Source organism: Enhydrobacter aerosaccus (assembly GCF_900167455.1).
Classification (GTDB): Bacteria; Pseudomonadota; Alphaproteobacteria; order Reyranellales; family Reyranellaceae; genus Reyranella; species Reyranella aerosaccus.
On sequence record NZ_FUWJ01000001.1, the window covers coordinates 21,085 to 35,334 of the forward strand.

12 protein-coding genes are annotated in these 14,250 nt (G+C 64.1%); 6 read left to right on the top strand and 6 right to left on the bottom strand.

Annotated features, from left to right (window positions below; genetic code table 11):
- Positions 1–18 precede the first annotated feature (18 nt).
- Positions 19–1,539: a hypothetical protein gene (locus B5D62_RS00115; protein WP_085931790.1), complete on the top strand. Its 1,521-nt coding sequence runs from the start codon at positions 19–21 to the stop codon at positions 1,537–1,539.
- A gap of 28 nt (positions 1,540–1,567) precedes the next feature.
- Here the strand turns inward: B5D62_RS00115 and B5D62_RS00120 are convergent, their stop codons facing one another.
- Complete coding sequence (locus tag B5D62_RS00120) at positions 1,568–2,623, bottom strand: AI-2E family transporter (RefSeq protein ID WP_170920710.1); 1,056 nt, start codon at positions 2,621–2,623, stop codon at positions 1,568–1,570.
- 120 nt (positions 2,624–2,743) lie between these two features.
- Here B5D62_RS00120 and B5D62_RS00125 point away from each other — a divergent pair, with 120 nt between their 5' ends.
- Positions 2,744–3,130, top strand: a complete 387-nt coding sequence (locus B5D62_RS00125) for a DUF805 domain-containing protein (RefSeq protein ID WP_085931793.1) — start codon at positions 2,744–2,746, stop codon at positions 3,128–3,130.
- A 37-nt stretch (positions 3,131–3,167) separates the two neighbouring features.
- On the opposite strand, the gene B5D62_RS00130 is transcribed toward B5D62_RS00125, so the two are convergent.
- On the bottom strand, positions 3,168–3,500 hold the full coding sequence (locus tag B5D62_RS00130; protein WP_218190880.1) for a hypothetical protein: 333 nt from the start codon (positions 3,498–3,500) through the stop codon (positions 3,168–3,170).
- 132 nt (positions 3,501–3,632) lie between these two features.
- On the opposite strand from B5D62_RS00130, the gene B5D62_RS00135 reads away from it, so the two are divergent.
- Positions 3,633–3,863 carry a hypothetical protein gene (locus tag B5D62_RS00135; RefSeq protein ID WP_085931795.1) on the top strand — a complete coding sequence of 77 codons (231 nt, stop codon included), beginning with the start codon at positions 3,633–3,635 and terminating at the stop codon, positions 3,861–3,863.
- Positions 3,864–3,931: 68 nt separating this feature from the next.
- Here B5D62_RS00135 and B5D62_RS00140 read toward each other — a convergent pair whose 3' ends face one another.
- Both B5D62_RS00140 and B5D62_RS00145 read right to left on the bottom strand, forming a co-directional pair.
- Complete coding sequence (locus B5D62_RS00140; protein WP_085931797.1) at positions 3,932–4,753, bottom strand: hypothetical protein; 822 nt, start codon at positions 4,751–4,753, stop codon at positions 3,932–3,934.
- Positions 4,754–5,147: 394 nt separating this feature from the next.
- Positions 5,148–6,467, bottom strand: a complete 1,320-nt coding sequence (locus B5D62_RS00145) for a chloride channel protein (protein ID WP_085931799.1) — start codon at positions 6,465–6,467, stop codon at positions 5,148–5,150.
- Between the two features lie 187 nt (positions 6,468–6,654).
- Here B5D62_RS00145 and B5D62_RS00150 point away from each other — a divergent pair, with 187 nt between their 5' ends.
- The gene (locus B5D62_RS00150) at positions 6,655–7,713 is read left to right on the top strand and encodes an HlyD family secretion protein (RefSeq protein WP_170920711.1); all 1,059 of its coding nucleotides are present in this window, start codon (positions 6,655–6,657) and stop codon (positions 7,711–7,713) included.
- Positions 7,714–7,795: 82 nt separating this feature from the next.
- On the opposite strand, the gene B5D62_RS00155 is transcribed toward B5D62_RS00150, so the two are convergent.
- Positions 7,796–10,111 (bottom strand): Tex family protein, encoded by a 2,316-nt coding sequence (locus B5D62_RS00155; protein WP_085931801.1) that lies wholly within the window; start codon positions 10,109–10,111, stop codon positions 7,796–7,798.
- Between the two features lie 335 nt (positions 10,112–10,446).
- The gene (locus B5D62_RS00160) at positions 10,447–11,004 is read right to left on the bottom strand and encodes a TetR/AcrR family transcriptional regulator (protein WP_170920712.1); all 558 of its coding nucleotides are present in this window, start codon (positions 11,002–11,004) and stop codon (positions 10,447–10,449) included.
- A gap of 182 nt (positions 11,005–11,186) precedes the next feature.
- Here B5D62_RS00160 and B5D62_RS00165 point away from each other — a divergent pair, with 182 nt between their 5' ends.
- Together B5D62_RS00165 and B5D62_RS00170 are read left to right on the top strand one after the other, a co-directional pair.
- Positions 11,187–12,611, top strand: a complete 1,425-nt coding sequence (locus B5D62_RS00165; RefSeq protein ID WP_085931804.1) for an amidase family protein — start codon at positions 11,187–11,189, stop codon at positions 12,609–12,611.
- Positions 12,612–12,620: 9 nt separating this feature from the next.
- Positions 12,621–14,213 (top strand): ABC transporter substrate-binding protein, encoded by a 1,593-nt coding sequence (locus tag B5D62_RS00170; protein ID WP_085931805.1) that lies wholly within the window; start codon positions 12,621–12,623, stop codon positions 14,211–14,213.
- The last annotated feature ends 37 nt before the right edge of the window (positions 14,214–14,250 follow it).

Sequence of the window (14,250 nt, forward strand, 5' to 3'; positions counted from 1 at the left end):
TATGCTAAGACGTCGCCCATGACGATCGGTCCGGGCTTGTTTGCCGGCGTGGGGCGCCGAGGCTGGATCGCAGCCGGTGCGGCGGTGGCTGCGGTGGCGATTCTCGCCTTCGCCTATCTGTTCGCCGCCAGCACTCCCGTGCCGCAAGGGCCGACCGTCGCCGAGAAGCTCTCGGAGCTGGTGGCGGCCCGCGCGACGCTGCAGGCGCAGGCCGACGCCGAGACGCGCATCGATCTGGTCGGGGTCTTCCGTGTCGCCAGCCTCCTGACCGATGCGCTTTCGATCCGTCACGTCCGGGATCGGGGACGGCCGTTCGCCGCTCTTCCGCCCAGCCAGCAACGTCTGTTCGCGCAGGTCGACGATGTCGACACGGCCCTGCGGGAAAGCATCACCTTTCCCGGCGAAGGCAGTCGCCGGGCGGCCCGCGCCGCTGCCCAGCTTGCCCAGGGGGCGCTCGACAGCCTGGCGGGGGACGGACAGCCTTTGGTCCTGCAATTCAGTCCGCGCTTTGTCCCGCCGCGCCGCGGCGGCGGTGAACTGCGGCTGGTTCCGCCCTCGCGTCGGCCGCCTGTTGTGCGGTCTGACGGGGCGCCGGCGCTCCTGTTGGGGCCCGGCACCAAGCTGGCCGCCGGGACGACCGATCCACTGGTGCCGATCTATATGCCGGCGTTCGCGGCTACTGCAACGGACGATCCGCCGGTCGAGATCGAGATCGCCGCCGTTGGCCTCGATGACGATGCCGTCCCGCCGATGCTGACGATCGGCGATTGGCGCGGCGCTGCGCGGGTCTCCCCACTGCGCCTGCATTTTTCTGTGCCGCGCAGCGCCTTTGCCAACGATGCCGTTCGCACTCGCTTCGTCACCGGCCGGCTCTCGTTCCGTCATGCCGCGCACACCGAGACCGTCGATCTTCTGTTCGTTGTCCTGCCGGACCAGCCCGGCGCCTTTGCGCTCGACCAGAAGATCCGGACGATGGTGCCGGAGGCAAACACACTGGTATCGCCAGAGATCCTCGCGCGCGGCGATGTCGGCGAGACCAAGACGGTGCGTCATTGCTTCGATCCGCCGCCCGGCACGCATTTCGACAAGAGCCAGAGGCGTGTCGTCGAGGTACAGCGGCTGGGATGGCTGGAAGATGTCAGCGATCCGACCCTGAACGATGGCAAGGTCGAGTTCGCAGCCAACGAAGGTCCGAACCAGATCTGTATCGTCGTCACGGCCAAGCCTGTGAACAAGGATGCACGCGCCGCCACGATCGGCCGCTTCGAGGCGACCCTGGTGCGGGAACGGGCCGAGGACACGGCTGTGAAGAGCGGTGTGCGGGCGTTGGACTGGCATGAAGCCGTGCGCGTGCCGCTCGACTCGTCGGCCATCGAGTGGCGGCTCTATCTGCGCCTGCTGGGGGAGATCAATCGCGAATTCGATCAACCCCTGACGGGCGCCGCCGCGCTGCCCGACGGCATTCCCTTCCTCAGGGTCAGCCGCGATCGCGACGGCAAGTCACTCATCCTCCGCGCCGATCCGTCCGCCGAACCCTAAGCCCATTGGCTTTTGCTCTCGGGAGGGATCAGGATCCCGGTTCATGCGGCGCTTCGGGAATCCTGCCATCGGCCGACAGCAGGATCGCGACAGGCCGCGTCGATTCGAAGTGCGCCAGCACGATCAGCAGCACCACCATGATAGGCACGCACAGGAACATGCCGATCACGCCCCACATCGTGCCCCACACCATCAGGGATACGATGACGACGAGCGGTGAGAGGTTCAGGGAGCGGCCCATGATGGCGGGCTCGATCACGTTGGCCATGACGATCTGGATCGTGCCGATCACGAACAGCACGATCAGGAACGGCGTCAGATGGTCGAACTGGACCAGGGTCAGGACGGCCGGCGCCACGATCGCCAGGATCGAGCCCACGGTCGGGATGTAATAGAAGAAGAATATCATCGTCGCCCAGAAGCCGGCGAAGTCGACTCCGACCCAGGCCATGACCGCGTAAGCGAGAATGGAAGTGGCGACGGCCAGGACGGTCTTGATGCGCAGATAGACGCGGATGTCCCGGTCGATCTGCTCCAGCACGGACAGCACGCGGGCCTGTTGTTCGCCCGGTCCGAAGATTATCGCGAGCTTGCGGCGGAAGCGGACCTGCTCGACGAACAGGAAGCCCGCATAGATCAGGACGATGCCGGCGACGCTCACCAGCGATGCCGCGAAGGTGGCAACACCGCCCAATGTATCGGCAAGGCTGATACGGTCGAAGAGCTGGCCGAGAGTCGGCGCCTGCTCCATCCCCGCGAGGGCCGCGAGCTGGTCGAGGAGCTTCTGCAGTCGGCCCTCATAGGCCGGAGCTGCGGCGGCAACGGCGCTGACATTGTGGCCAAGCGTCCGGCCCACCACGCCGACGAGGCCGCTCATGATCAGAACCGCCGCGAGCAGAGCCAGGGGGCGTGGCACGCGCAATCGGCCGAGGCGCGGACGTTCGATGGCGTCGGCGACGGCATCGACCATGTACCAGAGCGCCATCGCCAGCACGAACGGAAGGATCAGTCCACGCGCCGCCACAAGCAGATACATCGTGGCTGCAATCACGATTGCCCACAGGGCGGCTCGCTGCAACGTCATACGCATGACTATAGGCAGTGTACACTGTCGATGGGAGCGCCACGAGCGTCAGGTCGATCCATGCACGCCTGCGCACGATGTCGCTCCGTCTGGTTTTGGGTTTTCGGGGGAGAGGCGACGATGCAAAGCCTGCTGTTCAGCTTCGACGGTCGTGTCAACCGGGCCACGTTCTGGCTCACCTTGATCTCGGTCGATATCGTGGTGGTGATCCTGCTCGGAGTCCTCGGCATCGTGGGCGGCGCGTCGGTGATGCCGGATGCCGACGGCAACCTGCCGCCGCCGAGCCTCGGTGTCAGCATCGGCGCACTGATCCTCTTCATTCTCTCGACCTGGATCGGCCTCGCCATGGGCGTGAAGCGCTTTCACGACCGCAACAAGAGCGGCTGGTGGGTGCTGATCAATCTGGTGCCGGTGATCGGCGGCCTCTGGTACCTGATCGAGTGCGGCTTCCTCAAGGGCACCGCCGGACCCAACCAGTACGGCCCGGATCCGCTTGCCATCTCCTGACGGCGGTCGGCTTATCGAAGCGAACCCGCGCGGTTCGTCACTCGGGCGCTGCGAGCCATTTTTCAGCGGCGCCGGCGGAGCGGAAGATCTTCAAGCGGCGCCGGCTGACGGTGAGTGCCGCAAAAAGCTGCGCGTATTCCTGCTGTGTCTGCCCCGATGCAACTATCGCGAGTGGACCCATCCCGCCAGGATCGACGCTGGCATAGGCTTGGATACGAGCAGCCAGCGCCATCATATCGCCGTCGACCAGACCCGACTCCGCATTGGCCAGGTCGAACAGCTTGCGATAGGGGAGCGCCCCTTCGACCAGCACACCGTCAAGATAGGCCTCCAGATCGCAACGCGCGATGACGCCTTCGCACAGGGCCAAGACCATTCGGTCGGGATGGGAAATCGTCCATTTTATCGGCATGGCGGCAGGCTATGACAACACCCGGGCCGCACGCAACCTTTGCGCTAACAAGGCTTTGCCTTTCATGGTGCAGACGATGTGGAGAACACCGTGAAGAGGCGTCGAAGCGGAACCTGGCTGACGATTATCGTTCTCGGAGGACTGCTGCTGCTCGCGCTTGCCATCCTTTATGTCGGAATGATGCCGCTGGAGGGCGAGCAGGGCACGCCGATGTCGGTGAGCGGCTATGTGGCGATGGTGCTCGGCATCCTGGCGACGCTGGGCCTCGGGATCGGGCTGATGTCGCTGGTGTTCTACAGCAACCGACACGGGCGCGACTGATCGATCGATCCCGCCCACTGTGAGGCCGGTCCGCTGTGAGTTCGGTCCGCTGTGAGGAATGGACGCGCTCAGTTCGCCAGGACCTCGACGCGCGCCCACACCGGCTTGTGCTCCTCCTTGGAGTCCGGCGCCCCGTCGTCGAGTTCGACGATGCGCAGGCGCATGGCTGGCGACACCGGCATCTTGACCGGGGCCTTGAGCTTCTCGCCGGGAGGGCCGTCGTCGTGGAGGAATTTGGTCTTGGCGACGTGCAGGCACAGGCCTTTCATCTTTTCCAGATAGCCCGCCCCGTGCGGCGGCGGCTTCTCGTAACGGATGAGGTTGCTGCCTTTCTCGCTCGGTATCCACGCCGTCTTGCCGGCGCGCCCTAGATAAAGCCATCCGCCGCCGCCATTCGCGGCTACCGATGCGGTCTCGCAGGGTTGTTCCGGACCCGCGGCCGCGGACTTGCCGTCTGCGGGCGGAGCAGCGGCGCTCAAGAGCAGTTCGGCGGCGTTCTCGTTCGTCCACAGCGCCATGAGCTGATTGCGATGACCCGGGATCATGCCGGCCGCATCGAGCAGGCGCAGCTTGGCGACGATGCGCATCGGGTCGTCCTGGTCCATGGCCTTCAGGATCAGCGACGATTCGGCTTCGCGGGCCGCTTCCTGCAGGTGTCGCGTCTTCGTGTAGGCATCGTTGGCGATGTTGGCCAGGAAGGCCACGATCGCGCCGACGATCGACAGGATCAGCGGACTCTTGAAGAACGAGCGCCGATCTTCCCGTTCCTTGAGGATGAGCTCCCGCTCGTGCGCTTCCCGCTCTACCTGCCACTTATAGCGCTCGAACTCTTCCGGCGTGAGGTCGAGCACCGCCGAATGCAGTTTCTGCTTGCCGTCTTCTTCCGCCATCCCCGCATCCCCACTTGCGACACGGGCAACCTAGCGGACGGTCCGGGATGTCGACAACGACAAACCAAGCGCCACCGGAAGCGCTCCGGTTGCGCGCCTGATCAAGCCGTACTGGTGATTATCGCTCGGCCGGTCCCGATCCGCCGGCGCGAACGCCGGATCGCCTCAGGCAATCCCAGGAGCGCTCCAAAGGCCGATGGCGTCTACGGGCGCGCACCCACCGCGTCATGTCCTCGGAGAGGCTGGCGCCGCTCTCCCGGTGCAGGAACAACCGCGCGGAGGGACCGGGCTCGACCGGCAGCAAAGGCGACGGACGGCCCTTCTCGAAGGCGACTGGCGAGGACGGGAAGGCTTTCATGACCTGCACAACGCCCGTCTTCCGCAAGGGTTGCACCTAAACCGATCGGCGGGCGGGCGTCGATTCTGGACCGTGGCCAAGGAAGCCCTTGGCCAGCGCATGGTAGATGCCTTCGGGGCAGACGAGCCGCGACGTCATGTAGGCAATGAGCGATGCCGTCATGAGCGGTATCACCATCGCGTGATTCTCCGTCATCTCGGTCACGATGACGAAGGCGGTGATCGGCGCCTGCACGACGCCGGCGAAGTAGGCCACCATGCCGAGGAGCATGATCGCTTCAAGCGGGGCCGAAGGGAACAGGGGCGCAAGGTTGGTGCCCAGGCCGGCGCCGACAGCCAGTGAGGGGGCGAAGATGCCGCCGGGAATGCCGCTGATGGCGGAGAGTGTGGTGGCGGCGAATTTCAGGACGGCAAAGGTTGTCGGCAGCGCCATGCCATGCTCCAACGCGTCCTTTACCTGCGAATAGCCGGTGCCGTAGACGGTGTCGGCCGAGGCGATACCGCACAGCGCCACGCCAAGGCCGCAGATCGCGGCGAAGCTGATCCGGTACTCCTTGGTCAGGCGTCCGAGCAGACCGGGCAGTCCCTGGGCGACGACGATCACGATCCGGCTGAACACGCCACCGGCCAATCCGCCGGCGACGCCGCACACCGGCACCGCGAGCCAATCGAGGCCGCGATGCAGCATGGTGGGGCTGCTGCCGAAATAGCTGTAGTTGCCGACCAGCGCGAGCGAGGTCAGGCCGGCGGCGATCACACAGGCGATGACCAGTCCGCTGGTGCGGATCTCGAACTTCCGGCTCATCTCTTCGATGCCGAACACGATGCCGGCCAGCGGCGTATTGAAGGCCGCGGCAACCCCCGCCGCAGCACCGGCCAGGATCAAGCCGGGCTGGCGCCGGGGCGACAGGCGGCCGATGGCGAACATGATGGAGGCCCCGACCTGGACCGTCGGTCCCTCGCGGCCCACTGACGCGCCGCAGAGCAGGCCCAGCAAGGTCAGCAGGACCTTGCCGATGGCGATGCGGATCGACACCAGTCGGCTGCGGGCGGCCTGGTCCTCCAGCTCCCGCGCGGCGATCGCCTGCGGGATGCCGCTGCCCTGGGAATTCTGGAAGTAGCGATTTGTCAGGAAGACGGAGAGGGCAAATCCTACTGGTGTCACCAGCAGCGCCGCGTACCGCGACCAGCCCAGCAGCTCGGCGAAGTAAATCTGCGCGCGGTCGGCCAGCAGGGTGAGGCCCACGGCGCTGGCGCCGACCGTGATGCCTCCGAGCAGGAAGACGATCCGCCGCTGCCAGCGTGCCGATGCCACCTTGACGAGCCGCGGATAACGATCTGCACGGAGCAACTTCATGTCGACAAATTCCGCCCACGGTTACGACGTTCGAGCGATAGCCGCTTTCCGGCCCGCTTGAAAGGTCGACGTTGCGCCGGACGGCTGGGCAGCGATGAATCGACGCCGGAAGCGCGCTTTCCCCGACTGGGTCTGGCCACTACGATGGCGAGGCAAATATCGTGACCTCGAGCGACTCTCGACAGACATGACGCAGAGACAAAAGTTCGGATGGTGGATAGCGGCCCTGCTGGTCGTCGGCGCCATCTCATTTTCCGTGGCCGGTCCGCGAATTGACAAGGACCTGGAGGGCGCGCGTCCCACGCGTAAGCCGTTGATGGTCAGGGGATTCACCGATGCCACCATGGCCGAGGTCGTTCTGGACGGCGTGGGCAGCGACACGGTGCTCGAGCTCCGCGTTGTCGAGGGGCAGCAGGTGAAACGCGGCGATGTCGTCGCGGTACTGGCGAATTATCCGTTGGCAGACATCGCCGTGCGCTCGGCGGAGGCGGAGCTCGAGAAGGCGCAGGCGCGCCGGAAGAGCCTGATGGGCGGCATTCCGGTGGCCGAGGTGGCAAACGATACTTCCGAAGACGCGCCGAAATCGAAGACCAAGAGTGCGGGCCCTCCCAAGCGGGGCGTGGCCGAGCAGGAAGTCATGGTCAAGCTGTCGGCCGAGGAAGCCAAGCTCAAGACGCTCAATATGCAACGGTCCGGCCTGCCTCCCGACCAGCGAGAGCTCGAGATCACCGTCTCCAATCAGAATGTGGAGCACGAGCAGGCGAGGCTGCGCGTTCTGAAGGAGACACTGGCCGACGATCTCGCCAAGAGCGATGCCGAAATCGCCCTCAAGAAGGCGAAGCTGGAGGATGCGCAGCTGATCCGGGAGCAGGCGCTGGTCCGCTCGCCACTCGATGGCGTCGTCCTCCAGATATGGACGCATCCTGGCGAAAGGATCCGCCGCGGCATCGCGCAGATCGTCGACATGCAGCGGCTGCGCATCGTGGCCGATGTCGACGAGGTCCTGCTCGATCGCATGAAGGTCGGCGCCAAGGTCAATGTGACGTTCCGGGGCGAGAAGACCAGCCACGAGGGCAGGATCGTCCTGGTAGGCTCCGAGATCCGGCGCACTCCGAATCAAGGGAGCTTCGGTAGTTCGACGACCAAAGTGCGCAGCATACCGGTCAAGATCGAACTGAACGATCCCAGCCAGATGCCGCAGATGGTCGGTCGCGAGGCGATCGTCACCTTCGAGGGCGGAGCGTGAAGGTCAGTCGACCACTTCGTCTACATGGGCCAGCAGTGACGCGGAACGGTCGGGCTGAGACTTCGCAATCTTCAAGTCGGGCTCAGCGCGGGCCGAGGCCGGCTCGCCGCAACGCATCGGCCATGGCGTTTGCCGGCGAACTGGCCTTGCCGGAGGGCACGCTGGCCTGACCCCGCTTCGGCGCACCGCCACCGTCGGCGCGAGCAGACCGGGCGGGTTGGCTGCCGGCCTGGTCGTCGAGTCGCAGCGACAGGCTGATGCGCTTGCGCGGCTTGTCCACCTCCAGGACTTTCACGCGCACGATATCGCCGGGCTTCACCACCGCGCGCGGATCCTTCACGAAGCTCCTCGACATTGCCGACACATGGACCAGCCCGTCCTGGTGGACGCCGACATCGACGAACGCTCCGAACGCGGCGACATTGGTGACGACGCCCTCGAGCACCATGCCCGGCTCGAGATCGTTGAGCGTCTCGATACCGGCCTTGAACTCCGCCGTCTTGAAGGCGGGCCGCGGATCGCGTCCGGGCTTCTCGAGTTCGCGCAGGATGTCCGTCACGGTGGGTAGACCGAATCTGTCGTCGACGAACGATGTCGGCGACAGCGCTCGCAGGACGGGCGCGTTGCCGATCAGGGCGTCGATCTTGCTTTGGGTCGCCGCGATGATCCGATGCACCACCGGATAGGACTCGGGATGCACGGCCGACGCGTCCAACGGGTCGTCGCCGTGGGCGATGCGCAGGAAGCCCGCGCACTGCTCGAATGCCTTGGGGCCGAGCCGCGGCACTTCTTTCAGGGCCTTGCGGGATCGAAAGGCGCCGTTCGTGTCGCGGTGGGACACGATGCTCTGGGCCAGCGCCTGGCCGATGCCCGAGACTCGAGCCAACAGGGGCGCCGACGCGGTATTCAGGTCGACGCCCACCCCGTTCACGCAATCCTCGACGACGGCATCGAGCGAGCGCGACAGCTTGTACTCGCTGAGATCGTGCTGGTACTGGCCGACGCCGATCGACTTGGGATCGATCTTCACCAGCTCGGCCAGCGGATCCTGCAGCCGGCGCGCGATCGACACCGCGCCGCGCAGCGTAACGTCGAGGCCAGGCAACTCCTCCGACGCATAGGCCGAGGCCGAATAGACCGACGCACCGGCTTCCGACACCACGACCTTGTGCAGCTTCAGCTCCGGCAGCCCCTTCACCAGCTCGACCGCGAGCTTGTCGGTCTCGCGCGAGGCGGTGCCGTTGCCGATCGCGATCAGCTCGACCTTATGCTCGCGCACGAGCCTGGCCAGGATGGCCAGCGCCTCGTCCCAGCGCCGCTGCGGTTCATGCGGATAGATCGTGCTGGTGGCCACCACCTTGCCGGTGGCATCGACCACCGCAACCTTGACGCCGGTACGATAGCCGGGGTCGAGCCCGAGCGTCGGCCGCGCGCCGGCCGGCGCCGCGAGCAGCAGGTCACGCAGGTTGGAGGCGAATACCCGCACCGCTTCTTCCTCGGCGGCCGTCCATAGCCGCAGCCGCAGGTCGATCGACAGCAGGACAATGATCTTCGTACGCCATGCCCAGCGCACGGTGTCGGCCAGCCATTTGTCCGCCGGCCGTCCCTGGTCGGAGATGCCGTAGGCCTGCATGATGCGCAGTTCGTAGGCGCTGACGGCGGGACGGGCCGCAGGATCGTCCGGTTCTATCGTCAGGCCAAGGATCTCTTCGCGCTCGCCGCGGAACAGTGCCAGCACCCGGTGGGACGGCATCTTGGCAAGGGCTTCCGAGAAGTCGAAGTAGTCGCTGAACTTGGCGCCTGCCTCGTTCTTGCCCTCGCGAACTTTGGAAACCAGGCGCCCGTTCGCCCAGAATTCCTCGCGAAGAGAACCGATCAGGTCGGCGTTCTCGGCGAAGCGTTCGGTCAGGATGGCGCGCGCTCCATCGAGCGCCGCGGCCACATCCGCGACATTCCTGTCCGCCGATACATAGGGTTCGGCGGCGATGGCGGGTACGATGTGCGGCTCTCGCAACAGCAGGTCCGCCAGCGGCTCCAGCCCCGCTTCCTTGGCGATCTCGGACTTGGTGCGGCGCTTGGGCTTGTAGGGGAGGTAGATGTCCTCCAGGCGTCCCTTGCTGTCCGCGGCCATGATCGCCGCTTCGAGCGTCGCATCGAGCTTTCCCTGCTCGCGGACCGAATCGAGGATGACCTTGCGTCGCGCTTCCAGCTCGCGCAGATACCTCAGCCGCTCCTCGAGCGTGCGAAGCTGCGCGTCGTCCAACGATCCCGTGACTTCCTTGCGATAGCGCGCGACGAAGGGGACGGTCGCTCCGCCATCGAGCAGCTCGACCGCCGCTTGGACCTGCTGTTCCCTGACGCCGAGTTCCTGGGCAATGCGTGCCTGGATGGAAACCATCGAGAAACACCTCTTCGAGCGAATGGGAGGGACAGCGGTCGGGCCGCGGATATGGACGGCGCGCCTGTGAGACTTCAAGCGGTTTGTTGGCTACTGCCCCCAGCGTTGCCCAAGAACTTTGAGCCGATCCAGCTTGACAGCGCTTGCCATGGAGGCGGGGCTGTGCGCTGGGACCGCGCCTCGGCGTGTGGCGCACGAGATCGAGCAAGGGATCAGTCACGACATCATCCGCCATCGCTGACGATCGTCGATGGCGATGACGTGCTCCAGGCCGGTAACCCGATGCTGTGCGCCCTGACCTTTGTTCCGGCCTCGGCGCAAATCTCCAGACTGTTCTAGCGGCGTTTAGGGGAATTCTCCGTCAGTCGAAAAAACAGCTTGAGAGTGCGCTTCTCCCACGTCGGGTCGATGAGATTTCCCGTAATGAGGAGATTGAACCAGACCGATCCGAAGAGGAGTTCGAGCGCCGTGTCGACGTCCAGGTCTCGGCGCACCTCTTCATGCTTCTGGCCATGCAAGATCAACTCGCGGCCTTGGGCAAGCCGAGGCTGAACAATACGCGTCATCAGTGCGTCGCGAACAGCGGCATCGGCCTGTCCTTCCATTGCCAGGGCGCGCAGGATGTTCGCCCGTGCAGGATCGAAAAGACGCTGGACACTCCACCGCAGATAACTTTCGAAACGATCCTTGAAGCGCGCGCCGGAGAAACTCGGGTTCTCGTCCGTACTCGTGCCGATATAGAGGTCCACGAGCAGATCGCCGCGCGAAGACCAGCGGCGATAGACGGATTGTTTGGACACACCCGCACGCGCCGCTACCCCCTCCATCGATAGGGCTGTGCTGCCGCTCTCACGAATGATCGCCTGAGCTGCATCAAGGATCCGTTGCTGCACGAGCGGATTTCGGGGCCGTCCGAGTCGGGCGGCATTCGAGGCTGGAGCAACGGGGCCCGGTTTAGGTATTGACATACGAGACGCACCGTATTGGAATTGCTGTCACTGAATGACCTCTACAGGCTGGAGTCCCAAGCCTCAATCCATTCTCTGGCATTCGCATCCCCGAAGAGACGATATCGATGAATCACGCTGAACTGGCATTTCTGAGCGCGACCTCACTGAAAGACCTCTATGCGAAAGGCGAGGTTTCTCCCGTTGAGGTTGTCAGATCGCTCCTTCAGCGCGTGGAGGCCATCGACCCGTTATTGAATGCGATGACGATGGTCACTCCTGAACTGGCTCTCGAGGCGGCAACGAAGGCAGAACAGGCCTATAGGGGCGCGCGGACTCCAAGATTACTCGAAGGCATTCCGGTAACTCTCAAGGATATGCACCCCACCGCTGGTCTCAAGACGGCGCAAGGATCGTGGGCAAGTGCAGAATGGATACCGGACACGGACGCTCCCTGCATCTCGCGGCTCTATCGGGCCGGTGGCGCCGTCATCGGCAAGACGAGCGTGCCGGAGTTCGGCTGGAAGGGAGTGAGTAAAAGCCCGCTCACCGGCATTACGCACAATCCTTGGAAGCGCGGATACAATGCCGGCGCATCGTCTGCGGGCGCTGCCGTGGCAGCGGCTGTTGGTTTTGGGCCGCTTCATCTGGGATCCGATGGCGGCGGCTCTGTCCGGATGCCGGCACATTTTTCCGGTGTTTATGGCCTCAAGCCCACATATGGCCGGATTCCCTATTGGCCTGTCCCGAACAACGACTACGCCACCCACATGGGGACCCTCACGCGAACTGTCGCCGATAGCGCCTTGATGCTCGAGGCCATGGCGGGTCCTCATGCTTGGGATCATACGAGCTGCGAATCGCCGCCAGAGCCTTATGTGGAGCGCCTCAAGGCAAGTCTCAAAGGAAAGCGGATTGCCTTCAGCGCTGACCTTGGTCATGCCCGCGTCGACCTCGATGTCAAAGACCTCGTCGATCGCGCGGTGCTCACCTTTGAGGAGCTGGGCGCCGTTGTTGAGGTCGTCACGCCCAGCTGGGGAACGCTCGGCCCGGAACTTGCTCGCTTTTTCTGGAAAGCAGGGTATCTGGCGCGGGGTGCGCTCTATCTCCCTGAATGGCGCGAGAAGATGGATCCAGGCCTCGTCGCAATGCTCGATGAAGGACAAAGCATCACTGGCGTGGAATTCCATGTCATGCGTGCTCGCAAGCTGGCCTATGTGGAAGAGATCCATCGATTCTTCGAGAATTGGGATCTGCTTATCACCCCTGCCGTCAGCACGGCGGCCTTTCCGGCGCATCTGCTCCAGCCACCGACCTGGCCACAGCATCCTTGGGATTGGCTGATGTGGGCCGAGTTCTCCTATCCGTTCAATTTCTCTGGCAATCCCGCCGCGAGCATTCCCTGCGGCTTCAATTCTTCGGGGTTGCCCGTCGGGTTGCAGATTGTCGGCCGACGCTTCGATGATCTCGGGGTGCTGCAGGCCTCTGCCGCTTTTGAGGAAGCGCGACCGTGGCAGCACCATCGCCCGCCAATTGCAGAAACTCGAGATTAGGGGGACCGAATGCTTTCACGCCGAAGGTTGATGAGTCAGGTCGCTTCCATGGCAGCGGCCACCCTGGCTGCTCCAAATCTCGCTTCCGCCCAATCCTCCAAGACCCTGCGATTTGTCCCGCAGGCGGATCTGGCGCTGCTGGACCCGGTTCAATCAACGGGCCTGGTCATTCGTCATCATGCATTGCTGGTCTTTGATACGCTCTACGGGGTGGACGAGCAGCAACGGGCCCAGCCACAGATGGTGCAGGGGCATGTCGTGGAGAACGACGGACTGCTGTGGCGACTCACTTTGCGGGAGGGGTTGAAGTTCCACGACGGACAAAAAGTGCTGGCGCGAGATTGCGTCGCCTCCATCAAGCGCTGGGGCGTGCGCGATTCCTACGGGCTTTCCTTGATGGCGGTCGTGGATGACCTCTCCGCCGTCTCCGACAACGAGATCCAGTTCCGCCTCAAACGCCCGTTCCCGCTATTGCCGGATGTCCTTGGTAAGGCAGGAACCAATATCTGCGTCGTCATGCCGGAGCGTCTGGCGCAAACCGATCCGATGCAGCGTGTGAACGAGATGGTCGGCAGCGGGCCTTTTCGCTTCGTCGCGAGCGAACGCGTTCCAGGATCGCTGAATGTTTACGCGAAGTTTACGGACTATGTCCCCAGATCTTCCGGAGAAACCAGCTTCCTGGCGGGGCCGAAGATCGCGAACTTCGATCGCGTCGAATGGCGCACCATTCCCGACGCTGCGACTGCCGCTGCCGCGCTCCAGACAGGCGAGGTCGATTGGTGGGAGCAACCGATTTCCGATCTGATCCCGCGCTTGAAGTCCAACCGGAACCTCAAGGTAGAGGTGCTCGACAGGTTTGGTGCGGTAGCGATGATCCGCTTCAATCACCTGTTGCCTCCATTCGACCGGCCGGAGATGCGACAAGCCCTGCTCGGGGCCATCAAGCAGGACGAGTACATGATCGCGGTGGCAGGAGAGGATCGTGCCTACTGGAAGGATGGCGTCGGGTTCTTTGCGCCTGGCTCCTCGATGGCGAACGATGCGCGACTGGATGCTTTGCCGTCGCGTCCTGATGTCGATCGCGTGAAGCAGGCGCTCCGGGCTGCAGGTTACTCAGGGGAGCGTATCGTCTTTCCCGTACCGACTGACTTTCCTGCCCTCAACGCCATGAGCGAAGTCGCCGGTGACATGATGCGGCGGGCTGGAATCAATCTCGACTATCAGGCGCTGGATTGGGGAACGGTGCTTCAGCGGGTGGCGTCGCAGCAGCCCGTCGATAAGGGCGGATGGAATATCTGGTGCAACTATTCAACAGGTATCAGCGCCGTGAACCCGGCAGCGCACACCTATCTTCGCGGGCTGGGCCGCAGCGGCACATTTGGCTGGCCGACGAGCCCGACGCTTGAACAGCTGCGTTCTGGATGGCTGGACGCTGGCGACGAAAGCGCCAGGGTCGAGATCTGCAAACAGATGCAGGTTCAGGCATTCCAGGATCTGCCCTACATCCCGTTGGGAGTGTTCTACCAGCCGACGGCCTACAGGACGAGTTTGCAGGGCGTTCTGAAGGGATTTCCTCTCTTCTACAATGTGAAGCGTGCCTAGGAGTGCGGGAGAGGAATCGGCACTCGGGTCGTGACGG